We start from the raw sequence: 24798 nt of genomic DNA, 5'->3' as shown, positions 1-24798 counted from the left end.
GGGAGGTTTGGGGAATGATCGAATGATTAGGATATAGTTTACCGCGATGAGCATCCTGCGAAAGATCATGCGAAAGGCCATCACCCACCCCGCGAAGGTGGCGGTGATCGACGACCAGCGCGAGTACACGTTCTTCAAGATCGCGGCCGGTGCGCTGTTTGCCGCCAAGGCGATCGAGCAGGCCACGCAGAAAGACAAGATCGGCATCATGCTGCCGACCAGCGGCGCGTTCACCGTCGCGTTTCTGGGGACCTGGCTGGCCAAGAAGACGCCGGTGCCGCTGAACTACCTGCTGTCGCAGGACGAGCTGGCCCACGTCGTGGCCGACAGCGGCATCGACACCATCATCACCGCCGGGAAGATGATCGAGGCGATCACGGGCCTGGGCATCGACGTCGAGGCGTTGCCCGGCGATGTGAAGCTGATGAAGCTCGAGGACGTGTCTTTCAAGGGCCTGCCCCCGCTGCGGATGCCGCCCAAGCTGGCCGACGACGACCTGGCGGTCCTGCTCTACACCTCGGGCACCTCGGGCAAGCCCAAGGGCGTGATGCTCAGCGAGAAGAACATCCGCACCAACATCGAAGACTCCATGGAACACGCGGGCCTGACCAAGTGTGACACGTTCCTGGGCGTGCTGCCGCAGTTCCACACGTTCGGGCTGACCGTGCTCACGCTGCTGCCGCTCTTCGGCGGGGGACGGGTGGTGTACACCGCGCGGTTCAACCCACGCAAGATCATGGACCTGATGCGCGAGCACCGGCCGCAGCTTTTCATCGGCGTGCCGTCGATGCTCGGCGCGCTGCTCAACGTGAAGAGCGCCTCGCCCGACGACTGGAAGAGCCTGCGTTACGTCATCTGCGGAGGCGAGCCGCTGCCCCAGGCGGTGTACGACGGGTACAAAGACAAGCTCGGCGTCGAGATCAACGAGGGCTACGGCCTCACCGAAACCTCACCCGTCACCAACTGGTCCACCCCCGAAAACACCCGCCTCCACTCCGTCGGCCTGCCGCTGCCCAGCGTGCAGAACTTCATCGTCGACGACAACGACAAGCTGCTCGGCCGCGACCAGGAAGGCGAAATCCTCATCTCGGCCCCCAGCGTCATGCAGGGCTACTACCAGCTGCCCGAACTCACCGACAAGGTCATCCTGACGCTGGACGTGCCCGACGATCCGAACATCGGCTCGTCCGGGCACCGCGCTAAACGCGGCGGCCCGACCCGCTGCTTCCGCACCGGCGACATCGGCAAGATCGACAAGGATGGGTACCTCTACATCACCGGCCGCAAGAAAGAGATGCTCATCATCGGCGGCGAGAACGTCTTCCCCCGCGAGATCGAAGAGGTGCTCAACCGCCACGAGACCGTGAACGCCTCGGCGGTCATCGGCCGGGCCGACGACTCCCGCGGCGAGGTGGCGATCGCGTTCGTCGAGCTGGCCGAGGACGCCGAGTTCGACGAAGGGGCGCTCAAGACCTACTGCCGGGACAACATGGCACCGTTCAAGGTGCCCAAAGAAATCCGCGTGCTCGACGAGCTGCCGCGTAACCCCACCGGCAAGATCCTGCGTCGAGCGCTGTCGGCAGACTGACTCACCCCCACACCCCCATATCCCCCCTCCGAGCACGACGCGTCAGCGAGTGCATGCGGTGTCAGACCGCCACGGCCACTCGCTTACGCTTCGTGCTCGGAGGGGAAAACGTTGGGGATGGCAAACAACCATCGGCGACCCTCATGGGCCATGCCGGCGTATGTTTTGTGAGGCCGTAGACAGCCTGATACGATATTGGGCTACGGATTTACCTTTCAACCGAACCATACCCGAACTCGTCAAGGAGTTGCAGAGATGAAGAATTCGATCGTAATCGTTGCCCTGGTCGCCGCGTTGACCCTGGGTCTGTACGTCACCGCGGGCGGTCAGGCCGGCGGCGCCGCGACCCCCACGAAGGTGGCGGTGGTGAACCTGCAGGACGTCATCAACCAGTGTGCCCAGCAGGCCGCGTTCCTCGCCGAGGGCAAGGCCAAGGCCGAGTCGCTCAAGGCCGAGCAGCAGCAGCGCCAGCAACAGATCGCAACCATCTCCACCACCCTCGACACGCTGCAAGTCGGCGGCGACGCGTGGAACAAGAAGCGTGAAGAACTCCAGCAGAAGACCCTGGAGATGCAGGTCTGGGTCCAGATGCAAGAGCAGAACGGCCAACTCGATCAGGCCCGCCAGTTCGCCGAGATCTACATCGCTGCGAACGAAGCCTCGGCCGCCATCGCCCAGGCCGCCGGCTACGACGTCGTCCTGCAAGGCGGCGAACTGCCCGACCTGATGCGGCTCAACATCCAGCAACTCCAAACCGTGGTGCAGACCCGGAAGGTGATCTACTCCGGCGACGCCGTGGACATCACCAACGCCGTGCTGCAACGCATGAACGCTGACTTCGATCAACGCTAAGACATCGAAATGCTTCCGGCTCGATCCCCCTCCCTTGAGGGAGGGGTAAGGGGAGGGTGCAGAGGCTTGCCAGGATCACGAGATTCCGTCAGCCTTGATAACACCGACACCCTCCCCCGGCCCCTACCTCAAGGACGGGGAGTCAGAAGACACCGCTAACCTCCGACGTTCAACGCTTGACTGAATACACCCCCCAGACCGTGGCCGAGCTACTCGAAGGCCGACTCGTGGGCGATCCCGACCTGGCCATTACCGGCCTCGCCGAGATCAGCACCGCCAAGCCCGGCGACCTCACGTTCGTCGGTGAGTCGGGCTACGCGCCGCGTTGGGGCACCAGTCAGGCGTCCGTCGCCATCGTCACCGAGGGCATCGAGCTCGAGCCCGGCGAAGGCCGGGCGCTGGTGTTCGTCGAGAACGCCGACCTGGCGATGGCCCGCGTGCTCGACGCGATCGCCCCCGAGCCCGCCAAGCCCGAGCCCGGCATCCACGCCACCGCGGTCGTGCACGACACCGCCGAGCTCGGCGAAGACGTGACCGTCGGGGCGTACTGCGTCATCGGCCCGGGTGTGAAGGTCGGGGCCCGCACCGTGCTGCACAACCATGTGACCCTGCTCGACGACGTCCGCCTCGGCGAAGACTGCGTGATGTGGCCCAACGTGGTGATCCGCGAACGCTGCAAAGTCGGCAGCCGCTGCATCTTCGAGCCGGGCTGCATCATCGGGGCCGACGGCTTCGGCTACCGCCCGGACATGACCGGCGAGCGCCCCCGCATCGTCAAGATACCTCACCTGGGCAACGTCGAGATCGGCGACGAGGTCGAACTTGGCGCCTGCGTCACCATCGACCGCGGCAAGTTCGACGCCACCACGATTGGCCAAGGGACCAAGATCGACAACAAGGTGCAGATAGGGCACAACTGCAAGATCGGCCAGATGGTCGTGATGTCCGGCTGCTCCGCGGTGGCCGGCTCGGTAAAGATCGGGGACGGCACGCTCGTGGGCGGGGCGGTGATCTTCCGTGACCACGTCACCGTCGGTAGAGGCTGCAAGATCGCGGGCGGCGCAGGCATTTCAGGCGATATCCCCGACGGCGAGGAGTGGCTGGGGTACAACGCCAGCAACGCTAAAGAGGCCATCCGTGAACTGATGGCGATCAAAAAACTCCCCAAGCTTCTCAAAGATTTCAAGGCCCTCAAGCAGCGCGTCGACCGCTCCGAGGTGAGCGACTGACCGCCCGACGCTAAACTAAGGCTTCCTGATTTTCGCAGCGAACGCCCCGGCGAGCGGCGGACATCGTGCCCGCCCCACGGCATCTGCCGAACTACCGTATGGATTCACACCAGCACACCATCTCGACCCCCCAGTCCATGTCCGGACGCGGGCTGTTCCACGGCGTGCCGGTCAACCTCACGTTCCTCCCCGCCCCGGCCAACCACGGCATCGTCTTCCGACGCACCGACCTCAACAACGCCGAGATCCCCGTCTCCGTCGAGCACGTCACCAAACGTGTCCGCCGCACCGCGATCAAGGTCGGCGAGGCTTCGGTCGACACCATCGAACACTGCATGTCGGCCGTCGCCGCCCACGCCATCGACAACCTCATCATCGAGCTCGACGGCCCCGAGGTCCCGGCGATGGACGGCTCGTCGCTGCCGTTCTACGAAACCCTGCTCAAGGCGGGCATTGCGAAACAAGACACCCCCCGCCGCCGGCTGGTCGTGAAGACCCCCGTGGTCATCCGCGAAGACGACGCCATGGTCGCCGCGCTGCCCAGCCCCGACCCGGGCATGCAGGTCGTCTACGAACTCGACTACACCGGGGTGTCGAAAGTCATCGGCCGGCAGCTCAAGACGTTCGACCTGGACGACCCCGAAGCGGACTACGCCAAGGAGATCGCGCCGAGCCGAACCTTCAGCCTCGAGGCCGAGGCGATGGCCGCGCAGAAGGCCGGGCTGTTCCCGCACCTGACCGTGGACACCGCGCTGGTCATCGGCGACGACGGCCCGCTGGGCACCAACGAGTTCCGCTTCGACGATGAGCCGGTCCGTCACAAGATGCTCGACCTGATCGGCGACCTGTATCTCCTGGGCGCACCGATCCAGGGCCGGATCGTGGCCTACAAGTCGGGCCACCCGATGAACCACCGCCTCGTACGCGAGCTGATCAAACAGCACGAGGCCGCCCGGCTCAAGGACCTGGCCCACCACCACTCGGTGCTGGATGTCCGCCGGCTCTTTCGCATGATGCCCCACCGCTACCCCATGCTCCTGGTGGACCGGGTGGTGGAGATCGTGGGGGACCAAAGAGCTGTAGGTGTAAAAAACGTAACGATTAACGAGCCGTTTTTTCAGGGCCACTACCCCAATACTCCGATAATGCCTGGTGTACTGGTCGTGGAAGCGATGGCCCAATTGTCGGGCGTGCTGATCGGCCAATCCCTGGAGCAGGTCGGCAAATTGCCGGTGCTCCTCAGTCTGGACCGCGTCAAGCTTCGTAAGCCGGTGACGCCCGGCGACCAACTCATGCTCATCGCCGAGGCGGTGAAGATCCGCAGCCGAATCGCACACATGCACTGCCGGGCCTACGTGGCCGAGGAACTCGCCGCCGAGGCGCAAGTGAAGTTCATGATGGTCGACGACGAGGCGGAATAAGGAGGTTTTTGGCCCCGGAATTGAGAAATTGTTGTTGCAACACGCTCAACGAGCCGTGAACATAGTTCTCAATCGCCTGGCTCACGCCACCGAGTCCGGGTCAAGGACCACAACTTGCCTATGCCCGAAATCCACCCCCTAGCCGTCGTCGACCCTCAAGCCACGCTTGCCGACGACGTCCGAGTCGGTCCGTTCTGCCACGTCGGGCCCAAGGTCACCCTGGGCACGGGGACCCGGCTGGTGTCTCACGTCACCATCACCGGCCGCACCACCCTCGGCGAAAACAACACCGTCTGGTCCGGGGCCGTGCTCGGCGGCGACCCGCAAGACCTCAAGTTCCAGGGCGAAGACTCCCAGCTGGTGATCGGCGATCACAACGAGATCCGCGAGTGCGTCACCATCCACAAGGGCACCGCCAACGACCACGGCATCACCACCGTCGGTAGCCACAACCTCATCATGGCCTACGCCCACCTCGGCCACGACTGCGTCCTGGGCAGCCACATCGTCATCGCCAACGCCGTGCAGTTCGCCGGCCACGTCTGCGTCGAGGACCACGTGGTCATCGGCGGCGCCACCGCCATCCACCACTTCGTCACCATCGGCCAGCACGCCTTCGTCGGCGGCATGACCCGCGCGGTCAACGACTGCCCGCCGTTCATGATCGCCGAGGGCAACCCCGCCGTGATCCGCGGCGTCAATACCACCGGCCTGGGCCGCCGCGGCTTCACCGCCGAGTCGATCAGCAATCTCAAAGACGCCTGGAAACGCCTCTACCGCCGCACCGCCACGGGCAAGGCCGGCAACACCGCTTCCGCCCTGGAAGACCTGGAAGACGCCTACCCCCACGACGCCTGCGTCCTGGCCCTGGTCGCCCACGTCCGCCGGTCGGGCCAAGGCGTCTACGGCCGATACCGCGAAGGCCTCCGCAAGGACAACCCGCGGACCAACCCGGCGAAATAATTCATTTCAGATTTTTGATTTCAGAATTCAGATGTCCGATATGTTTTGCAGCCCCCGGCAAATGAATATCTGAAATCCTCAATCTGAAATCTGAAATGAAAACCTTCCTCGTCACCGGCGCCGCGGGCCTCATCGGGTCCCACCTCTGCGAACGACTGCTCGCCGCGGGCGACCGCGTCATCGCGCTGGACAACTTCAACGACTACTACGACGTCGATCAGAAGCACGCCAACGTCGCGGGGTTCAAAGACCACGAGAACTGCACGCTCGCCGAGATCGACATCCGCGACGAGGCCGGCGTCAGCCAACTCTTCGAGCAGCACCAGCCCGACGCCGTCGCCCACCTCGCGGCGATGGCCAACGTCCGCTACTCCATCGGCCGGACCCCGATCTACAACCAGGTCAACATCACAGGCAGCATCAACCTCCTCGAAGCCGCCAAAGCCCACGACTGCGGCAACTTCGTCTTCGCCTCGACCAGCTCGATCTACGGCAAGACGCCCAACATCCCCTTCGTTGAAGACGACGCCTGCAACCTACCCCTCTCGGCCTACCCCGCCTCGAAAAAAGCCATCGAGCTGATGGGCTACACCTACCACAACCTGCACCAGATGAACTTCACCGCCGTGCGCTTCTTCAGCGTCTACGGCCCGCGGGCCCGCCCCGACATGATGCCCTTCATGATCACCGACCGCATCGCCCGCGGCGAGACCATCACGCTCTTCGATGCCGGGCAGATGAAACGCGACTGGACGTTCGTCGACGATATCGTCTCGGGCGTCGACGCGGCGCTGCGTAAACCGCTGGGCTACGAGGTCATCAACCTCGGCCGCGGCGAGCCCGTGCTCATGGCCGACTTCGTCACCATGCTCGAAGAACTCATCGGCAAGAAAGCCATCCTCGACACCCCGCCCGCCCCGGCGAGCGAGCCGAAGCAGACGTTTGCCAATATCGAAAAAGCCCAGCGCCTGCTGGGCTACGACCCGCAGACCGACGTCCGGCAGGGACTCGAAAAACTCTGGGCGTGGTATCAAAAGCGCTGACTTAATCCCTCCCCCATCGGGGGAGGTGGGCGGACTCGTCAGAGGCCGGTCGGAGGGGGAACTCGCGGTAACCACGGCGTAGGGCGTGTCACTACACCACGTTCCCTCACCCCAACCCTCTCCCGGAGAGAGAGGGGGGCGAAGGCATCGACTATCGCATCGTTGAAGTTAGGCTTTCCCGTCGCACCTCGATTTTCACCGTGTCTTTCACGCCGTCGCGGAGGAACTCGGTCATGTTGGGGTTCGCCACCGGGTTGGCGTCGTCCCAGGAGTACACCGTGATCGTCACGCTGCCGGTCTTGTGCCCGGTGACGGTGCCGAACTTGTCGATCGACGCGATCTTCGGGTTGCTGGATTCCCAGATCACGTTGTTACGGGTGGCGTTGGCGGGGATCACCGCGCAGGTCAGGTCGATCGTCTGGCCGCGCGACACCGCCTGGCTCGGGGCGGCGATCTTCAGCGACTTCACCGGGACGTAGGCTTTCTCGTCGAGCGTTTCGCCGAGCATGTCGTAGGCCGCCTGCTGTTCGGGGGTGAGCTGATTCACGTCCAGCCCGTGGTAGAAGAAGTTCTGCCAGCCGATCTTCGGGCCCTTCTTGCCCTGCTCTTCCCAGGGGTTGTCGCGGAGGTCGAAGAACCGGCCGTTGGGGAAGTCGTGGTGCGGGGCGTAGCGTTTGAAGTCGGCAGTGTGGGCGAACTCGATCTTCTTCTCGAGGTCGGTGATCTTGCGGTTGCCGTTGTACCACTTGAAGATCGCCTGACGCCCCGCGCCGTTGGCCCGGCCGATCACCTGCGGCCAAACGCTGATGCCGTCGATGCGGTCGGGGTTGGGGATGTCGATGCCGCAGGCCTCGAGGAACGTGGGGTAGATGTCCGTCGCGTCGACCAGGCCGGAGAACGTGCGCGCCTGACCCGCGCCGCCCGCGGGCACGGTGCCGGGCTGGTTGAAGATCAGCCCGACGTGTTCGCCGGTGAATCGGCTGTGGCCTTTGCCGCCGGCGATCTTGCTGCCGTCGGGCTGGGTGGCTTCGAAGACGGCCTTGGTACCGTTGTCGCCCATGATGACGATCAGCGTGTTCTCGCGCAGGTCGTGCTCTTCGAGCTTCTCAACGACCTTGCCGATGAGCTTGTCCATATAGGCGAGCATGTCGGGGAAGTACTGCCTGGCGTCGCCCTTCATCGCGCCGTGCTTGAAGTCGCCCTTGATGTCGAAGTTGTCGTAGGCCGAGGCGGGCACGGTGTCGGGGGTGGGGGTGTGTTCGTCGTGCACCAGGATCATCGGGTAGTACACGAAGAACGGCTGGTCCTTGTGGTCGTCGATGAACTTCAGCAGCGCGCGGTTGCACACGTCCGGGCCGTACACGCGCCGGCCGGTGACGGGGTCTTTGTCGTCCTTGGTGAAGTGCAGCACCTCGCCGTTGTGATACAGCGTCGGGTCGAGGAACCGGCTCCAACCCGGGGCCTTGTTCGCCACATCGAAGCACAGGTACTCGTCCCAGCCGAAACGGAAGATGTAGTCGGCCGCGGAGATCTCTTTCGTGCCGCGCGTCTGCTTCCATTTGCCGAACATGCCCGTGGCGTAGCCCGCGCGTTTGAACACGTCGCTGATGGTGATCTGGGATTCGTGCAGCGCCTTGGGCGCGATGAAGTTTCGGCCGTTGTGCATGCCCGAGAGGATCGCGACCCGCGTCGGCTCGCAGATGGGATAGACATACGCCTGCTCACACATCACCCCGCCCGAAGCCAGCGCATCGATGTGGGGCATCGACAACGGCACGTCTTTGAAGTGCTGCTGCCCGGAGGTCACGGCCGTGGCCCCGTAGGAGGTCATCGTGAACCAGCTCAGGTCGTCGATCAGGATGTAGACGATGTTGGGCCGATCGGTCTGCCCGGGCTCGGCCGCCACGGCCCGATCCGCAGTCAACGCGATGACGAAGCACGACACAAACAAAGAAGTTAAGTATTTCATCACGCTATTCTCCTGAAAATCGTCGAGCCTAAGCCGAGACGTGAGGGGGTGAGACGTCCATTAAAATCGGTTCAAATATATTAATTGGACAACCCCCGCCAGGCAAGGATCAGTCTTCGGAGAGCCGGAGGACCTGGCCGACGGTTTCCTCGGTCAGGGTCCGCTCGAACTTCCGGCCGTCGGGCAGCGACACGGTGACGAGGATCTTTTCGTTGCTGAGCGAGTGCCGACCCACCGCCTCGTGACGCGAGAGGTCGAACAGCACCTCCGCCTCGGCCGAGCCCTCGAGCAGCCGTACGTTCACCGGCGGGGCGTCGGCGGGGCGGTCCTTGTCCACCTCGGGGTCGAGCTTGAACTTGCCCTGCCCCGTCACCACCGCGACCTGGACCCCAGCAATGTCTTCCACCCGGTCCAGCTCATACGTCCACTTCTGGTCCATCTTGCCCAGGTCGTGGTCCCAGCGGAAGTCCGCCTTCCACGTCTTACCCGCGCCCGAAGGCGTGAGGTCGAACGGCTTGGGGGCGTAGGCGATCGACGCCAGGTCCGAGGCGGTCTCTTCGAAGTCCAGCTCCGACGGGATGAAGTCGGGCTGCGAGGTCTTGCGCTTCATCTTGTCCACGCCGTTGGCCTTCGTCACGCTCCCGTCGGGTGCGATCTCGATAGTCAGCCCCACGCCCGCCATCGCGCTGAGCAACTCGTGCATCGCCTTGGTCTCGGCCGACGCGGACTTGCGCGAATCGACCGAGATCGCCTTGCCCTCGCTCGGCGTGTTGACGTACTTCATCCACTCCAGCGTCATGGTGCAGACCGACGAGCCGTCGGCGTTGACCTTGTCGACCGTCCAGGTCACTTCGCCATCGACTTCGATGGTGCTGGACGAGGTCTGCGATTGGTCGCCGAGCTTGATGTGGACCGTCTGCTCCATCTGGTTCCAGAACTCGTAGCGCGACGTCTGGCCGTCCACCCAGCGCGGGCCCAGGTCGATCGTCGCGGGCTCCGCGTCGGCGGTCGGTTCCGCGAGCGTGTAGGTCACCACGCCCAGCAACAGCGTGAGCAGCAGCAGCGTGGCCGCGAGTTTCTTCATTCGGAACAGTTGCTTCGCGTTCATGGCTAACGGTAGAGGTTGGGGCTGGGGTCCTGCTGATTAAAGCTTAGCCACTTCAGGGCCGTGATTCGCCAATTCCCCTGCGGGTCTTTCTGCCACTCGACTTCCCACTGGCTCCGCATGGGGTAGCCGCCCAGCCGGCTGCTGACGTCCATGGTACTGACGCCCATGCCCGGGCGGGTGCTCTGGGCGTCCACGGCGCGGGTCGCGTTGTCTTTCACCTCGTGCTCTTTGATCTCCCTGGCGATGAACTCGGCGCTCAGGTCCTCCCAGACGTCGCCGCCCGGCCCCATGAGCACCACCCGGTCGGCCAGCAGGTCCCGCAGCGCCACCTCGTCCGGGGGCGAGGTCGCCGCCACGAACGCCTCGGTCCGCTCGATCATCGTCTCCCGATCGGTGTTCACTAGCGTCGCCGCGACGTAAACGCCGATGCCCAGAAGCAGCGCCAGCCACGAGGCCGACACCGCCTTCTTCTGGTCCTGCCGCTTGCCCACCGTCCGCAGCACCGCCGAGACCGCGACCAGCGCGATCACCAACGGCCAGGGGTTCTCCAAAAGCAACTCCGAAAGGCTCGAACTCTGGGCCAAGATCATTTCCATATCGCACCATCCTATCCGCCCGGAACCGGGCCCGGCAGAATTGCCGTCACTTGGCATACGTCGTCCCCTGAACAGGGGTTACACCTCCCGCCCAGCCGCTTGCGGCTTAGCGCTTAGCCAACCCCGGGCTAAGCCGTAAGCGGCAAGCCCCACGAATCATGCCCACGCCGCCCGCCTTCCGATAACTCTCCTACGCATGCCCACGCCCGTGCCCGACATCCTGCGCGCCAACCTCGATGCCCTCCGCGGCGACGACCCCGCGCTCGCCGAGCTACTGGAGCAGACCACGCCCGCCGCCTTGGACTGGGACACCGCCCGCAACGGCCAGCCCATCGCCGCGCTCCCCACCGAAGCCCCCGGCGGCCGGCCGACCCCGCTGTGCAGCAAATACGACCCCGCCGCCGAGGCCCAGAAACTGCTGGGCGACCTCGACCCCGGCAAGACCGCGTGTGCCGTACTGCTCGGCTTGGGGCTGGGTTACCACGCCGAGGCCGCCCTCGACCTTCTGGGGAACGACGCCCTGATCCTGCTCTACGAGCCCGACCCCGCGCTGCTCAGGGCGGTCTTCGAGCAGCGCGACCTGTCGAAGCTGCTCGCCAAGCCCAACGTCATGCTCTTTTCCGGGGGCGGGGATGACATCGACCGGGCCAAGCTGCTCTCGCGCACCGAGGTCCACGCCCAACTCTTCACCCAGGGCACCCAGCTCGTCACGCTGCCGATCGCCCGCAAGCTACACAGCGACGCGGTCAACGCCTTCGGCCAAGCCATCACCGACATCGTCGCCTACAGCCGGACCAACATCGCCACCGCGCTAGTCAATGCCGCGCGGACCTGCCGCAACCTCGCCAACAACCTCGATGTCTACGCCGCCGGGGCGACGACCAACGAGCTGCACAACGCGGCCAAGGGGTACCCCGCTGTGTGCGTCGGCGCCGGGCCGAGCCTGGTGAAGAACGTGCACCTGCTGCAGGACCCTGAGGTGCGAAAGAACATCGTGGTCATCGCGGTGCAGACGGCGCTCAAGCCGCTGCTGGACCGCGGCGTCCAGCCCGACTTCGTGACGGCGCTCGACTACTCGCCGATCTGCGCCCGGTTCTACGAAGGCCTGCCCGAACTTCCCAACGTCACGCTCGTCGCCGAGCCCAAGGCCAACCCCGCCATCCTCGACGCGTTCCCCGGCCCCGTCCGCGTCTGCCGTGATGCGTTCAACGACCAACTTCTCGGCGACCCCGCGACCGGCGGCCTCGGCCGAGAGATCGTGCCCATCCGCGGCGGCGCGACCGTCGCCCACCTGTCGTTCTACCTCGCCCAGCACCTCGGCTGCGATCCGATCATGTTCATCGGCCAAGACCTTGGCTTCTCCGACGGGCTCTACTACGCCCCCGGCACCGCGGTCCACCAGGTGTGGGACTGCGAACTCAACCCGTTCAACACCATCGAGATGATGGAGTGGCAACGCATCGTCCGCATGCGGGGCCACCTCCGCCGATTCGACGATATGCACGGCCGACCGATCTTCTCCGACGAGCAGATGATCACCTACCTCAAGCAGTTCGAGCGCGACTTCGCCGACGCCGAGGCCGACGATCAACTCGTCATTGACGCCACCGAGGGCGGCATGCCCAAGGCCCACACCACCCGCCTCACTTTCGCCGACGCGATCGCCCAGCACGCCACCCGCCCCGTGCCGACGCTGCCCGTCCCGCCGCGCAAGCTGGATGCAGACCGCCTGGGCCAACTCGACGCGCTGCTCAACCAGCGGATCACGCAGACCCTCGAACTCAAACGCATGTCCCGCGACAGCATCGAACTCATCCGCAAAATGGGCCGATGCCTGGAGAAGGGTGACAAGAAGAAACTCGACCAGCACTTCACCAAGCTTGACCGCAACCGCAAGCGCGTCGAGGGCGACCTCAAAGAGCCCTTCGCCCTGGTCAACCAGCTCAACACCATCGGCTCGTACCGCCGCAACCGCACCGACCGCTCGATCGCGAAAGACGCGGGGAATTCCAAGGAAAAACTCGCCGCCCAGCTCGAGCGCGACCGCGACAACATCGACTGGATCATCCAGGCCTGCGACGAAGCACTCGTCATCTTTCGCGAGGCGCACGGGCGTGTGACGCAACGCGCCAAGCGCGAGTCACGCTCCCCGGATATCCAGATCAACGCCAACGCCTCGGCCAAGCCGTCGCGCAAGATCGCCACCCCCGCCGCGTAACCCTCCCATGAGCAACCCCGCATCTGTCATCGCGTTGATCGTGGCCGACGTCTCGGCGGGGCGGTTGGGTCATGCGCGCGACCTGCATGCCCCGCTCGCGGGCCGGCCGGCGCTGTGGCACACACTGCAACGCGCCACGCGCATCGGACGCGTCGGCCGAGTCGTCGTGCTGCATCAGCCGGGGCAAGACCCGCTGGCCCACATCGACACCTCTGCATTCGCCAAGCCCATCGAAACCTTCGCTCATGGCGACGTGGCCGGCGACACGTTCACCCCGCGCATCCGCTCGGCCCGCAAGTGGGCGTTGTCCGGCTGGCGGGGCGGCTTGGCCGGCGCAACCGCGTGGGACGAACTCTTGCCCGCCGCGCCGCTCGCGTTGGCGATGGACCGCTTCAACGCTGAGGCCGCGGTGCTTGTGGGGGGCGACTGGTGTGCGTTCGATCCGGGCTACGCCGACGGACTGCTCGACATCCACCTCGACGCGCCCGACGCGATGAAGCTCGTCTTCACCCAGGCCCCGCCCGGGCTGAGCCCGCTCGTGACCAGCCGTGAGGTGCTGCACGACTTCGCCGAGAAGCAGGCGACCTTCGGCAGTGCGCTCGCCTACAACCCCAAACGCCCCGCGATCGACCCCATCGGCCGAGAGTGCAACCTGCCCATCGCCGCCAGCGTCCGCGACACCGCTCGGCGGTTCATCTTCGACAGCCCGGCGGGGATGCAACGTCTGCATCGCGTCGCAGATCAACTCGGTGATGGCTTCGCCGACGCGGATGCCGTGGCCATCACCGACGCCTGTCGCGTTTGGGAACTCGACCACCCCGAACACGTCTTTGCCGACCTGCCCGAGCAGATCACCATCGAGCTTACCCCGCGCCGCATCCCCGACGGTCCGATCGTCCCGCAACACCACGTCGACCTCCCACGCAGCGAGATGGACCTCGGGTTGGCCCGCGACCTGCTCGCCCAATGCGCCGGTAAAGCCGTCACCCTCGGCGGGCTCGGCGACGCGCTGCTCCACCCGCAATGGGTCGAACTCGTTCAAGCCGCCACCGAGGCCGACGTGTTCGGGCTGCACCTCGAAACCGACTTACTCTCGCCGCGTGACGAACTCGCGCCGCTGACTGAGCTGCCGATCGACATCCTCAGCGTCCGCGTGAACGCCGACACCGCCGCGACCTACTCCAAGGTGATGGGCATCGACCGCCTGCCCGAAGTGATGGCCAACCTGCAGTGGCTGTTCGACCGGCGGGCAACGACGACCTCAGCGAGCGACCAGCTCCCCGCCGCGGGTCTGCCGTGGATCATCCCGCGACTCGTAAAGACCGCCGACACGCTCAAGGACATGGAGATGTTCTTCGAGCGTTGGATGCAGGTCGTGGGGCATGCCGTGATCGAGCGCCCGCCGACGCTGGGCAAGGGCAGCTTTGCGTTGGCCCCGGACCAGAACCCCGTGCCGATGGACCCGCCGTGGAAGCAACCGAGTCTGCACCAGGTCAAGCGTCGGATCACGGTCCTGTCCGACGGCACGGTCACGCTCTGCGGGCAGGATGCGCTTGGCCGGGCGAGCCTGGGCAACGCTTCCGATAACATGCTTTTGGAGCTCTGGGCGGGCGTTCCAACGCTGGAAATCCCGGGCGGGCGAGACGATTCGCCGGTGTGTCGGCGGTGCCACGATTGGTGGTCGATGCGGCGGGTTGAGGCTACAGCCCCGGTATCGTGCTAGCCGATATTGATAATGCATTGATAAATAACACTACCATCTGCAACGCCGATACCCGGCGAACGAAAACAATCCATGAACGCTCTCGCTGTGATCCTCGCCCGTGCCGGCAGCAAAGGCCTGCCGCACAAAAATCAACTCCCCGTCGCCGGCAAGCCCTGCCTGGCGTGGACCATCGAACACGCCCTCGAAACCCCCGGCCTCGACCGCATCCTGCTGTCCACCGACAGCAACGAGATGTCGCAGATCGGCCGACACCTGGGCGTCGAAGTCGTCACCCGGCCGTACGAGTTTGCCCACGACACCGCAACCGTCGACGCCGCCGCCCGGCACGCCGTGACCTCGATCATCGGCAACCACGAGCACATCGTGATCCTCTACGGCAACGTGCCCGTCCGCCCCGACGACCTGACCCAACGCGCCCTCGACAAGCTCATCGAGACCGGCTGCGACTCGGTCCAGTCCGTCTGCCCCGTCGGCAAGCACCACCCCTACTGGATGAAGTCGCTCACCGGCGAGAACGACGACGTGATGGAGCCCTACGAGCCCAACAGCGTCTACCGCCGGCAAGACCTGCCGCCGCTGTATCAGCTCGACGGCGGCGTCATCGCCGTCACCCGCGAGAGCCTGTTCAAGATCGACCCGGCCAACCCCCACGCCTTCCTCGGCACCGACCGTCGTGTCGTCGTCACCGAGCCCGGCGAAGTGATCGACATCGACGAAGCCAAAGACCTGATCGTCGCCGAGGCCACGCTGAAGCTGCAGGCCGAGGAACGCGGCCGGGCGGCAGGGTGAACTTGTAGTTATTCAAAGGCGTAGGGTGGGCACCGCCCACCGCGCCGATCTTGCCGCTTCGTGGTGGGCGGTGCCCACCCTACAGGCCTTGCTCATGGCGTCACCCCGCAACATCGCAGTCGTCACCGGGACGCGGGCCGAGTACGGCCTGCTCGAAACCGTGATGCGCGCCATCGACGCGCACCCCAAGCTCTCGCTTCAATGCGTTGCGGCGGGGATGCACCTTGTCACCGGAACACACCAAGACATCGCCTTCCCAATCGCGGCGAAGGTGCGGATGCAGAAGCCGGATCGCGTGGGGCGGCATCACGACGCGGTAGCGACGGGGCGGGGCATCAGTGTATTTGCCGAGGCGTTTGCGCAGCTCAAGCCCGATGTGGTGCTCGTGCTAGGCGACCGTATCGAAGCGTTTGCCGCGGCGAGCACAGCATCGATCGCCGGGATCCGCGTCGCCCACCTGCACGGCGGCGACCGGGCCGAGGGCGTGGCCGACGAAGCGATGCGCCACGCGATCAGCAAACTCGCCCACCTGCACTTCCCTGCCACCGCTCAGAGCCGCAAACGCCTCATCCGCATGGGGGAAGACCCCGCCACGGTCTTCAACCACGGCTCACCCGCGGCGGATGGCCTGAGCGACATCGCCCCAGCGGAAGACGCACCCGAGATCATCGTCATGCAGCACCCCATCGGGGACGACGACGCCACCGAACACCAGCGCATGCGTGGCACACTGCAAGCCACCGCCAAGTTCTCCCGCCTAGTCATGGCCCCCAATCACGACCCCGGCCGCAACGGCATCGCGCAAGCGATCCACGAAGCTGGCGTCGAAGTCGTGGATCACCTGCCACGCCACGAATTCATCGCCCGTCTCAAAGCCGCTCGGTTGATCGTGGGCAACTCCTCCGCCGGACTGATCGAAGCCGCCGTCTGCAAGACACCCGCGGTCAACATCGGCCCGCGGCAAGGCGGACGGGAAACGCCCAACTCCGTGGTTTCCTGTGGCTACGGGAAGCGCGGCGTCACCCAAGCGATCCAACAAACTCTCGGCCTCAACACGCGACGCTTCCGCCAACCCTACGGCCGTGGCGAAACCGGCCAGCAGATCGCCCAATCGCTGGCGAGCCTACGCATCGAACAAATCCCGGTGCGTAAACGCAATGCGTACTAAGCGGTAATACCAACCCATCGCCGAGCACGAAGCGTCAGCAAGTGCATCGCCTTGTCACTCGCTGACGTGTCGTACTCTGAGTTACATTTCGATTGTTCACGCTGCGGCGCGAGCGGTCAGACCGCTCAGTGTCTTGGCGATGTCGTCCGGCGTGAGTGACGCGGTGGCATAGCCCGCTTCGGCGACCACGCGCGGCATGCCGTAGACCACGCAAGAATAGCGGTCCTGGGCGAGAAGGGGGGCACCGCATTCGTGGAGGGCCCGGGCCCCTTTCAATCCATCGTCGCCGATACCGGTCAGGATGATGCCCAGCACGCGTTGCTGGCAGACTTTCGCGGCGGTTTCGAACAATACGTCGGCCGAGGGTTTATACAACGACTCGCGCGGTTCGTCGCTCATGCGCAGGCCGCACTTGGCCAACGACACGCGTTCGATATGGGTGTGGGTTTCGCCGGGGGCGATGTAGACCTTGCCCGCTTCGAGTTCCATCCCGTTCTCGGCGTGGATCACAGGCAGCGGGCAGATGTCGTTAAGACGACGTGACATCGATTCGGTGAACAGCCGGGGCATGTGCTGACCCACCACCACCGGTATGTGCAGCGTGGCCGGCAGGCTGGGCAGCAGTGTTTCCAGCACCGGCGGCCCGCCCGTCGAAGACGCGATGCAGACCATCTCCATCCGCGACGCATCGATCTCGGGCAGCGCGTCCGACACCGCAGGCGCGACGTCCGACGATTGCTGTTTGTGGCGGTTGCTCTCGCCCAGCCCCCGGACCCGGCGGACCAGGTCGTCGAGAAAACGCTGCTTGACCTGCGGATCAGCACTGAGCTGCTTTGGTATGACATCGGCCGCGCCCAAGCGCAGGGCCTGCAGCGATTGATAAGACCCCTCGGTCGTCAGCGTGGAACACATGAGCACCTGAGTCGGCGCTTCACGCATGATCCGGCGGAGCGCGGTCAACCCGTCCATCTCCGGCATCTCGATGTCCATGGTGATGACGTCGGGCCGGAGCTCCTTGGCGAGCCGGACGGCCTCGCGGCCGTCGCAGGCCCGGCCGACGATCTCGAAGTCGGGCTGTTCCGCCAGCGTCCGGCCGATCGCCAGCCGCATGAAGGCCGAGTCATCTGTGATCAGAATGCGCATCGCACACGTCTCCGTTGACTGTACTAATTTACACACCCCGGACCTATCACCCCGACCGGCCACCCGGCGCGGTTAGGCCGCAGCTCTGCTGAGCGTTTCCTGGATACGTTGACTCAGAATATCTGGGGTAAACGGCTTGACAACGTAGTTGTTCACGCCGGCCTTGATGGCTTCCACGACGCGCGACTTCTCGGCTTCGGTGGTGACCATAATCACGGGGGTGGTAGCGCCGCTGCTGCGGTATTCCTTGATGAAGGTGATGCCGTCCATGTTGGGCATGTTCCAGTCCAGCAGGATCAGCTCGGGGCAGAACGACGTGACTTTATCCAAGGCGTCCTGGCCGTCCACCGCCTCTTCGATCTGGCTGTAGCCGAGCTGGGTCAGGATGCCACGCTGGATGTTGCGCATCGTTTTCGAATCGTCTACCAGTAGCACTTTCATGAGTGTGTCCTCGTCGGATCAAATGGATCGGGTTGGCGGCGGGGCTTTGAGCGGCAGGCCGGGTTGGGGTAAATCGGGTGGCTCCACAAGAGGTGGAATCGTTACGCGGCGGCTTCGGAGGCCAGGGCGTCGCGGATCGAAACATCGACACTGAAGTTGCCCAGGTCGCATTCGACCGGAATGTGGATGGTAAGTATGTCTTTGCGGCCGGTGACCGTGTGGTGCTGGCCGACGATGACCGAGGGGCAGGTGATGCTGACCTTACGATCGGTGAACTTGGCCTTGGCGCCGCCGGAGACCATGTTGACCAGCTCGCCGATGGCGTCGGCGAAGTCTTCGTGCTTCGAGTCCATCTCCATACCGGTGAAGACAGCGACCGCGCGTTCGGCGCTGGCGGTGGGGAAGCCCAGGACGATGGTGCCTTCGACGTCGCCGGACATGCCGATGATGCCGGACACGTCGTGCGATTCGGACTCGGCGGGCTTGATCGACGGGGTGCCGACTTCCACCTTGAGCTGGAGCATCGTCTCGAAGACGTTGGTCACCGAATCAATGAACGGGATGATGAATTGGCTGTCCACAGGGCTCTCCTGGATGAATATGAGTACAGATGGTGGTTGCGGGGATCGGTCCTCAGTGCACGACCTTTTTCTCTATCGGCTGGGGCGGGGCGACGATTCACGCCCAACCCGAGGTTTCATGGATTACGCGGCCGCCCGGTCGCCGTGAGGCTGAGGCGTGCCGCAAGGGGTCTTGATGAGCTGGATCACGTCGAGGATCAGGCACACCCGGCCGTCTTCGCGGATGGTGGCACCGGAGAACGGCCCGCCCTCGGTGTAGCCGTCTTCGAGCGGTTTGATGACGATTTCCTGCTGCCCGATCAGGCCGTCGACCACGAGGCCGATCTGCTGTGCACCGACCTTGACCACGACCGCGAAACGCTGCTCGGGCGGCAGCGGGGGCTGGCCCAAGCGGTCGCGCAGATCGATGAGCGGCAGCACGCTGTCGCGCAACCGCACGACCTGTTGCCCCTGGATCGAAGAGATCGATGCGTCTTCGGGGCGGATGATCTCGACGATGCTCTGCAGCGGGATCGCGTACTGGTCGGAGTCAGACTCGATCATCATCGCGGGCATGATGGCGACGGTCAGCGGGATGAGGATCTCGATCGTCGTGCCCTGGCCCTCGGTCGACATGATGTTGATCGCGCCGTTGAGCTTGCTGATGTTGGTGCGGACCACGTCCATGCCCACGCCGCGGCCCGAGAGGTCGGAGACCTGGGCGGCGGTGGAGAAGCCGGCCTCGAAGATGAAGCGGAAAACTTCTTCGTCGGCGAGGTTGGCCAACGCCTCGGGCGTGACCAGACCCTTCTCGATCGCCTTGCCACCGATGACCTGGCGTGAGAGGCCCTTGCCGTCGTCGGTGATGGCGACGCGGACGTGGCTGCCCTGGTGCTCGGCCGAGAGGCTGATCGTGCCCTCTTCGGTCTTGCCGTTGTCTGCACGGGTGGTGGGCAACTCGATGCCGTGGTCGGCCGAGTTGCGGAGGATGTGGACCAACGGGTCGGCCAGGAGCTCGAGGACGGACTTGTCGACCTCGGTGTCTTTGCCAACGATCTCGAGGTTGATCTTCTTGTCGGTGTGGCGGGCGATGTCGCGGATAACCCGGGGGTAGCGATCAAACAGCTTAGCGAGCGGCTGCATGCGGGTGCGCATCACACCGACCTGGAGTTCGCTGGTGAGGCGATCCAGGTCGCCGGCGGCCTCGGCGAAGGATTCACTGAGTTCTTGCTCGATGCCGGCCTCACCCACCGTTCGGCTGAGCGCGACCACGCGGTTCTTATTCAGCACCAACTGGCCGACGAGGTTCAGCAGCGACTCGAGCCGGCCGACTTCAACGCGGATGGTCTGCTCGACCTGGGCCGCGGTTTTGGGGCCCGGCTCTTTGGCGGCCTTCGGGGCGGCCTGGGGCGCAGCGGGGGCCGCGGGCTCGTTGGCCTGGGGCGGGGCAGGGGTTTCGGATTCGGCGGGCTCGATCTTGCCGGCGATATCGTCGAGCACCTCGGCCGCGGCGGGCTCGTCCACGATGCCATCGAGGATCAGCAGCTGCTCGACCTCGCCGCCGTGTTTCGTGGCGAAGTCGGCGTCCAGGGGTTCCCCGTCGGCGAGCTGGCTCAGGCGTTGCAGGAACGTCTCCAACGGCCAGGACAACACACGGAGTTTGCCCAGCGCCTCGGCCTGCTTGTCGATGATCCACTTGGCCGCACGCAGACGCACTTCGATTTCCGCGACGAGTTCAGACGACAGGTCGTTGAGCTTCGGCGCGACCTCGAACATGAGCTGGGTTACCGCGGTCAGGTCGTCGAGCTCGAAGAAGTCGGCGGTCTTGACCATGTTGTCGGCGATCTCGCCGAGCTGCTCAGCGGCCTCGGAGCGGGTCGCGTCGTTGGTGACCTGACGGATGGTGTCGGTGAGCTGGGCCGAGTAGTCCTGCAGGTCGGTGACCATGAACTCGATCAGGTCCATCTTTTGCGGGCCGAGCTCGAGGGGCTCGCCGGGCTCGGCGTCGTTTTCGGAAGATGCATCGGTTTCCTGCGCGTCATCCGTAGACGCCGAAGCGTCCGCGCCGGCGTCGTCGCTGCCGATGGCGTTAAGGGCGGCGATGAGGGCGGGGTCGGCCGGGCTCGGCGATTCGCCGGCGGCGAGCTGTTCGATCTGTCCGCGGACCACATCCGCCGACTGCAGCAGCAGGTCCATCACCTGGGCACTCACCGCGACTTCGCCCCTGCGCAGGCGGTTGAGCGCGTCTTCCGCGGCGTGGGCGAACTCGATCACGGGCTCAAGCCCCAGGAAGCCTGCGGCGCCCTTGATGGTGTGCAGCGCACGGAAGCAGCTGTTGCAGATGTCGCCCTGCTCGGACTCGGGCGCGGACTCGAGGGTGACCAGATCTTGGTCGAGCTGCTCGATCAGCTCCGAAGACTCGGTGAGGAAATCCTGTAGCAGGCTGGCGTCCATGTCGTTCATCGTGATTCTCTCTTTTCGCTCGATGCGGTGGGTCGGGCGTGATTAGGCGTCGGATTTTTGATACGCGAAGCCTTGGGGGATGTTGAGTTGGGTGAATTTCACGTCGAGGTTTCGCAGCGATTCGCTGTGCCCGATCATCAGCGTGCCGTCGTCGGCAAGCTGTTTGTGGAACATCTTCACGCAGTTGGTCTTCATCTGGTCGTCGAAGTAGATCATCACGTTGCGGCAGAAAATCACGTCGAACGTGCCGAACCGCCGGGCGGCGTAGGTGTCTTTGAGATTGAGCTTCTCGAAGTGGACCATGCTCATGATCTCGGGGTCGAGGATGTACTCACGGCCTTCCTGCTTGAAATAACGCGACAGCACCATCGGGTTGGTGGACTTCACCGCGTAGTGCGGATAGCGGCCGCCGTTGGCGATGTTCAGGACCTTCTCGGAGATGTCGGTGCCCAGGATCTCGATCTTCCAGTCCGCCAGGCGGATACCCAGCGAGCGGTGCAGGATCATGGCCAGGGTGTAGGGCTCTTCGCCAGAGGAACACGCGGCGGACCAGAGACGCAGCGTCTTGCTGCTCTTGCGCTTCTCGAGGATCTCGGGCAGGATGCGCTGCTCGAACACGTCGAGTTGCGGTTCGTTGCGGAAGAAGCTGGTCTCGTTGATGGTGATGCGGTTGAACATCTCCTGGAATTCGTCGGTCTGGTACGGGCCGGAGGTCAGGAACATTAGGTACTGGTCGTAGTCGTCGAACTCAAGCTCTTCGAGGCGGCGCGACAGCCGCGACTCGAGGACGTACTTCTTGGAGTCTTGGAAGTGGATGCCCGAGCGGTCATAGACGACCTTGCGGAGTGTTTCGAACTGTGCGTCGGAGAGGGTTAGCCGTTTGGTCGTGGGCATGATGGGTCCTGGCTCGGAATACAGAGAGGTGTCGCGGGCTTGGTGATCCCACGCGTGGAGAGGTTCGGGGGTCAGGCGGCGAGGCCGTTGGCGTCGATGAAGTCTTCGCGGGTGAACAGCCGTTCGAGATCGATCAGGATCAACAGCCGATCCTCGAGTTTGCCCACCCCGCAGATGAAGTCGGCCTTGACGCCGTTGCCGGCGGTCGGGGCAGGGTCGATAATGGTCTTGTCGAGACGGAGCACTTCATGCACGCGGTCGACGGTGAAGCCGATCACTCGGCCGACATTGCCTACTTCGACCACGATGACACGGGCATCGCCCTCGTCGGCCGAAGGCTTGAGGCCGAAGCGTTTACGCATGTCGATAACGGGGATGATCCGGCCACGCAGATTGATCACACCCTCCACCGCGGCGGGGGAGTGAGGCACCCGGGTGATCGGCATCATCCGGTTGATCTCCTGAACTGCGAGGATCGGGATGGCGTACTCCTCAACGCCGATCTCAAAACTCACAAGTTGCAACAGATCGTGATCGTTATCCTCTTCCAAGAAGTCGTTGGTCGTTTCGTGCTCACTCATCCATCAGCCTCACTCTGGATGGGGCCGCGTCTCATTACGGGGCTACCCATATCCTTTTGACTGATCGGATTGCACAACGAAGCGGTTTAGGTAAACCCCCAGTTATCAACCACGCCTCCATAGACGCTATGCGTTATCGGGTGGAGCAGTGGATACTCAACCTTTAACCCGCGATGGCGTAGGACGCCGGCGTGAGGACCGGGGCCCCGGATTTCGCGGCGTTCATCAGGTCGGCCACGGTGACGCTCGAGAGTTCGCGGCGCAGGTGCTCGGTCGAACGCATGCAGACGTCGTGCAGCAACGAGAGCCGGCCTTCCACTTCGGGGGACGGGCTGTCCAGCGGCAGTTCGGTGTTGATCGGGCCGTCGATGGCTTCAACGATCTGCAGCAAGGAGATGTACTCGGCGGGAACCAGCATCTGGTAGCCGCCGCTGCGGCCGAGTTGGCTACGCAGCAATTGCTGACGGACAAGGGTCTGCAGGATCTTGAGGGTGGAATCGGTCGGGATACCCAGGTGCTCAGCCACCTGACGGGCTTGGGTGGGGCGGGTGGCGGTCTGCTCAGCGAGATAACCCATCGCCAGAGCGGCTTGGGCGGAGGTCTTGGTCAATTTCATCGGTCCGACATGCTTCCATATGCGGGCGTTCACGCGTCTCGGAGCGGGAGTTCGCACTGCTTTGGCTCCCCCCAAGGGGTCAAAGCAACTCGATCTCGGCCGGTCTCAGGCGGCGTTGCCCTGGATTTGGAGTGAGACCTCGTTCAGGCCTCACCCACCGCCGGATCTTCCTAAAAGGAAGACAGTGCGGTTTGCCTGCGGAAGGAACCCCCCGGCGCCACACTGCACGCCGAGCCATCCGCATCGCGGGTCATTCGAATCGGTCGCGGTACACTATTCAGCACGCAACCGATTCAGCTTGTAGGTCCTGAGATTCTCTGGACCGCCCCGCAAAAGTATCGGCAGGCCCACCCACGGGGCTTGAGCCCTCCGGCAAAGACCTGAACAATTTACGGGACTTCCCCATCAAATCTGAAACGCTCTGAAACACCTTGAAACAGGTAGACTTAGGCCATGCTATCGCGCTCCGCCATCTCGCCTCTTGGTCATGCCCCGTGTTCCCCCAGGCTCCGGAAGGGCTTGCTGGGTATGTCGTTGACGCTTGGACTCGCCGTCGGGTGCGCGACCTCCAACGACCCCGCGGTGCAGGGTAACCCCGCCGCGATAACCATCGCGGACTATCCCGAGGCGTTCCAGATCAGTGCCGAGGTTTTGCGCGACGCGGGTTTCCAGGTCGATCGCCGAGACTTCCGCTTCGGCAAAGTGTCGACCAAGCCCAAGGGCTCACCCACGCTCATCGAGGCCTGGAAACCCGATAACACGTATCCCGACCAGTCCGTCCGCTCGACCCTGGGCGATCTGCGTCGCACCGTCACCGTCAATTTCCTACCCCAAAATGATGCCCCCCACGCCGACGCTGAGTCCGCGAAGCGTCTGGTCTCGACCTACGACCTCCGCGTCGAGGTCCTGGTGGAACGCCTCCAGATCCCCCAACGCCGGATGAACGGCAGCACCAACGGCGTGGTCTTCGCCGACCTGGCCGAGGTCCCCGAAGAACTCCAGGCCCGCGGCATCACCCAGAGCTACTGGGAGCCGATCGGCCGGGACGTCCACCTCGAGCAACGTCTGCTGCAGCAGATCCTCGACCGCGTGGAAGAGGGGTAATCGCTCCACCACGCGTGGTCGAAGGCAGTAGGCGGCAGGGAGTAGGCAGTAGGAAAACCATGGCGGCCTACTGCCTACTCCCCATCTCCCTACCTCCCTGCGCTCCCCATGGCCAATCTTGTTAAGCTCTCTCCGCCCCCGCGTGGCCGACCACGCCAAGGCAATCTGTTAATTTGTGGTCAACGCCGATCCCCCCGACGCCGCCCCATAACCGCGGCGTTATTGTGTGACGCCCCCTAAGCCGAGGGCTGAGCACCGCGAAGCCCCGGATCAGATAAACCATATTCACCACCCCAGACCCCTTAATCCCCCAGCATCCCCGTAGG

21 protein-coding genes are annotated in these 24798 nt (G+C 64.3%); 11 read left to right on the top strand and 10 right to left on the bottom strand.

Translation table 11 applies throughout. The features are described from left to right. Positions 1–46: 46 nt before the first annotated feature. The 6 genes from HNQ40_RS08110 to HNQ40_RS08085 all read left to right on the top strand — a co-directional run bounded on the left by HNQ40_RS08110 (position 47) and on the right by HNQ40_RS08085 (position 7096). The gene (locus HNQ40_RS08110; RefSeq protein WP_184677377.1) at positions 47–1588 is read left to right on the top strand and encodes a class I adenylate-forming enzyme family protein; all 1542 of its coding nucleotides are present in this window, start codon (positions 47–49) and stop codon (positions 1586–1588) included. Between the two features lie 255 nt (positions 1589–1843). Continuing rightward, positions 1844–2440 carry an OmpH family outer membrane protein gene (locus HNQ40_RS08105; RefSeq protein WP_184677376.1) on the top strand — a complete coding sequence of 199 codons (597 nt, stop codon included), beginning with the start codon at positions 1844–1846 and terminating at the stop codon, positions 2438–2440. Positions 2441–2616: 176 nt separating this feature from the next. Then, positions 2617–3669: a UDP-3-O-(3-hydroxymyristoyl)glucosamine N-acyltransferase gene (gene lpxD / locus HNQ40_RS08100; RefSeq protein WP_184677375.1), complete on the top strand. Its 1053-nt coding sequence runs from the start codon at positions 2617–2619 to the stop codon at positions 3667–3669. Between the two features lie 98 nt (positions 3670–3767). Continuing rightward, positions 3768–5090, top strand: coding sequence for a UDP-3-O-acyl-N-acetylglucosamine deacetylase (gene lpxC / locus HNQ40_RS18290; RefSeq protein WP_184677374.1), 1323 nt, complete (start codon positions 3768–3770; stop codon positions 5088–5090). 120 nt (positions 5091–5210) lie between these two features. Beyond that, entirely contained in the window at positions 5211–6053 is an 843-nt protein-coding gene (gene lpxA / locus HNQ40_RS08090) for an acyl-ACP--UDP-N-acetylglucosamine O-acyltransferase (RefSeq protein WP_184677373.1), read from the top strand. Positions 6054–6148: 95 nt separating this feature from the next. Continuing rightward, on the top strand, positions 6149–7096 hold the full coding sequence (locus HNQ40_RS08085; RefSeq protein ID WP_184677372.1) for an NAD-dependent epimerase/dehydratase family protein: 948 nt from the start codon (positions 6149–6151) through the stop codon (positions 7094–7096). Positions 7097–7247: 151 nt separating this feature from the next. Here the strand turns inward: HNQ40_RS08085 and HNQ40_RS08080 are convergent, their stop codons facing one another. From HNQ40_RS08080 to HNQ40_RS08070, 3 genes are all read right to left on the bottom strand, one after another. After that, positions 7248–9065, bottom strand: a complete 1818-nt coding sequence (locus tag HNQ40_RS08080; RefSeq protein ID WP_184677371.1) for a sulfatase-like hydrolase/transferase — start codon at positions 9063–9065, stop codon at positions 7248–7250. Between the two features lie 109 nt (positions 9066–9174). Beyond that, complete coding sequence (locus tag HNQ40_RS08075; protein WP_184677370.1) at positions 9175–10173, bottom strand: hypothetical protein; 999 nt, start codon at positions 10171–10173, stop codon at positions 9175–9177. A 2-nt stretch (positions 10174–10175) separates the two neighbouring features. Continuing rightward, positions 10176–10769 carry a hypothetical protein gene (locus HNQ40_RS08070; RefSeq protein WP_184677369.1) on the bottom strand — a complete coding sequence of 198 codons (594 nt, stop codon included), beginning with the start codon at positions 10767–10769 and terminating at the stop codon, positions 10176–10178. A 196-nt stretch (positions 10770–10965) separates the two neighbouring features. On the opposite strand from HNQ40_RS08070, the gene HNQ40_RS08065 reads away from it, so the two are divergent. From HNQ40_RS08065 to neuC, 4 genes are all read left to right on the top strand, one after another. Then, complete coding sequence (locus HNQ40_RS08065) at positions 10966–12987, top strand: motility associated factor glycosyltransferase family protein (protein WP_184677368.1); 2022 nt, start codon at positions 10966–10968, stop codon at positions 12985–12987. A gap of 7 nt (positions 12988–12994) precedes the next feature. Next, positions 12995–14710 carry an SPASM domain-containing protein gene (locus tag HNQ40_RS08060; RefSeq protein WP_184677367.1) on the top strand — a complete coding sequence of 572 codons (1716 nt, stop codon included), beginning with the start codon at positions 12995–12997 and terminating at the stop codon, positions 14708–14710. Between the two features lie 72 nt (positions 14711–14782). After that, positions 14783–15502, top strand: coding sequence for an acylneuraminate cytidylyltransferase family protein (locus HNQ40_RS08055; protein WP_184677366.1), 720 nt, complete (start codon positions 14783–14785; stop codon positions 15500–15502). Between the two features lie 94 nt (positions 15503–15596). Continuing rightward, positions 15597–16670: a UDP-N-acetylglucosamine 2-epimerase gene (neuC, locus tag HNQ40_RS08050; protein WP_184677365.1), complete on the top strand. Its 1074-nt coding sequence runs from the start codon at positions 15597–15599 to the stop codon at positions 16668–16670. Positions 16671–16766: 96 nt separating this feature from the next. Here the strand turns inward: neuC and cheB are convergent, their stop codons facing one another. From cheB to HNQ40_RS08015, 7 genes are all read right to left on the bottom strand, one after another. Beyond that, a complete protein-coding gene (gene cheB, locus HNQ40_RS08045) occupies positions 16767–17813 on the bottom strand; it encodes a chemotaxis-specific protein-glutamate methyltransferase CheB (protein ID WP_184677364.1) in 1047 nt (348 codons plus the stop codon). Positions 17814–17885: 72 nt separating this feature from the next. After that, positions 17886–18254 carry a response regulator gene (locus tag HNQ40_RS08040; RefSeq protein WP_184677363.1) on the bottom strand — a complete coding sequence of 123 codons (369 nt, stop codon included), beginning with the start codon at positions 18252–18254 and terminating at the stop codon, positions 17886–17888. 101 nt (positions 18255–18355) lie between these two features. Continuing rightward, entirely contained in the window at positions 18356–18835 is a 480-nt protein-coding gene (locus HNQ40_RS08035; protein ID WP_184677362.1) for a chemotaxis protein CheX, read from the bottom strand. Between the two features lie 123 nt (positions 18836–18958). Beyond that, entirely contained in the window at positions 18959–21277 is a 2319-nt protein-coding gene (locus tag HNQ40_RS08030; RefSeq protein ID WP_184677361.1) for a chemotaxis protein CheA, read from the bottom strand. A 42-nt stretch (positions 21278–21319) separates the two neighbouring features. Further along, on the bottom strand, positions 21320–22171 hold the full coding sequence (locus tag HNQ40_RS08025; RefSeq protein WP_184677360.1) for a CheR family methyltransferase: 852 nt from the start codon (positions 22169–22171) through the stop codon (positions 21320–21322). 71 nt (positions 22172–22242) lie between these two features. After that, positions 22243–22752, bottom strand: coding sequence for a chemotaxis protein CheW (locus HNQ40_RS08020; protein WP_184677359.1), 510 nt, complete (start codon positions 22750–22752; stop codon positions 22243–22245). 163 nt (positions 22753–22915) lie between these two features. Then, complete coding sequence (locus HNQ40_RS08015) at positions 22916–23368, bottom strand: RrF2 family transcriptional regulator (protein WP_184677358.1); 453 nt, start codon at positions 23366–23368, stop codon at positions 22916–22918. Between the two features lie 528 nt (positions 23369–23896). On the opposite strand from HNQ40_RS08015, the gene HNQ40_RS08010 reads away from it, so the two are divergent. Next, the gene (locus tag HNQ40_RS08010; protein ID WP_184677357.1) at positions 23897–24472 is read left to right on the top strand and encodes a hypothetical protein; all 576 of its coding nucleotides are present in this window, start codon (positions 23897–23899) and stop codon (positions 24470–24472) included. The last annotated feature ends 326 nt before the right edge of the window (positions 24473–24798 follow it).

It is taken from the genome of Algisphaera agarilytica, assembly GCF_014207595.1.
Lineage (GTDB): Bacteria > Planctomycetota > Phycisphaerae > Phycisphaerales > Phycisphaeraceae > Algisphaera > Algisphaera agarilytica.
Note: the sequence above shows the minus strand (reverse complement) of the source record. Positions and strands in the feature narration are given on the sequence as shown.

Bases quoted from the DNA above. Each gene is read 5' to 3' on its own strand.
- lpxC (WP_184677374.1), top strand. From the start codon at position 3,768: ATGGATTCACACCAGCACACCATCTCGACCCCCCAGTCCATGTCCGGA.
- HNQ40_RS08065 (WP_184677368.1), top strand. From the start codon at position 10,966: ATGCCCACGCCCGTGCCCGACATCCTGCGCGCCAACCTCGATGCCCTC.
- HNQ40_RS08105 (WP_184677376.1), top strand. From the start codon at position 1,844: ATGAAGAATTCGATCGTAATCGTTGCCCTGGTCGCCGCGTTGACCCTG.
- HNQ40_RS08085 (WP_184677372.1), top strand. From the start codon at position 6,149: ATGAAAACCTTCCTCGTCACCGGCGCCGCGGGCCTCATCGGGTCCCAC.
- HNQ40_RS08030 (WP_184677361.1), bottom strand. From the start codon at position 21,277: ATGAACGACATGGACGCCAGCCTGCTACAGGATTTCCTCACCGAGTCT.
- HNQ40_RS08070 (WP_184677369.1), bottom strand. From the start codon at position 10,769: ATGGAAATGATCTTGGCCCAGAGTTCGAGCCTTTCGGAGTTGCTTTTG.
- HNQ40_RS08015 (WP_184677358.1), bottom strand. From the start codon at position 23,368: ATGAAATTGACCAAGACCTCCGCCCAAGCCGCTCTGGCGATGGGTTAT.
- HNQ40_RS08055 (WP_184677366.1), top strand. From the start codon at position 14,783: ATGAACGCTCTCGCTGTGATCCTCGCCCGTGCCGGCAGCAAAGGCCTG.
- HNQ40_RS08040 (WP_184677363.1), bottom strand. From the start codon at position 18,254: ATGAAAGTGCTACTGGTAGACGATTCGAAAACGATGCGCAACATCCAG.
- HNQ40_RS08025 (WP_184677360.1), bottom strand. From the start codon at position 22,171: ATGCCCACGACCAAACGGCTAACCCTCTCCGACGCACAGTTCGAAACA.
- HNQ40_RS08020 (WP_184677359.1), bottom strand. From the start codon at position 22,752: ATGAGTGAGCACGAAACGACCAACGACTTCTTGGAAGAGGATAACGAT.
- neuC (WP_184677365.1), top strand. From the start codon at position 15,597: ATGGCGTCACCCCGCAACATCGCAGTCGTCACCGGGACGCGGGCCGAG.
- lpxA (WP_184677373.1), top strand. From the start codon at position 5,211: ATGCCCGAAATCCACCCCCTAGCCGTCGTCGACCCTCAAGCCACGCTT.
- HNQ40_RS08110 (WP_184677377.1), top strand. From the start codon at position 47: ATGAGCATCCTGCGAAAGATCATGCGAAAGGCCATCACCCACCCCGCG.
- HNQ40_RS08010 (WP_184677357.1), top strand. From the start codon at position 23,897: ATGTCGTTGACGCTTGGACTCGCCGTCGGGTGCGCGACCTCCAACGAC.
- HNQ40_RS08060 (WP_184677367.1), top strand. From the start codon at position 12,995: ATGAGCAACCCCGCATCTGTCATCGCGTTGATCGTGGCCGACGTCTCG.
- cheB (WP_184677364.1), bottom strand. From the start codon at position 17,813: ATGCGCATTCTGATCACAGATGACTCGGCCTTCATGCGGCTGGCGATC.
- HNQ40_RS08075 (WP_184677370.1), bottom strand. From the start codon at position 10,173: ATGAACGCGAAGCAACTGTTCCGAATGAAGAAACTCGCGGCCACGCTG.
- HNQ40_RS08080 (WP_184677371.1), bottom strand. From the start codon at position 9,065: ATGAAATACTTAACTTCTTTGTTTGTGTCGTGCTTCGTCATCGCGTTG.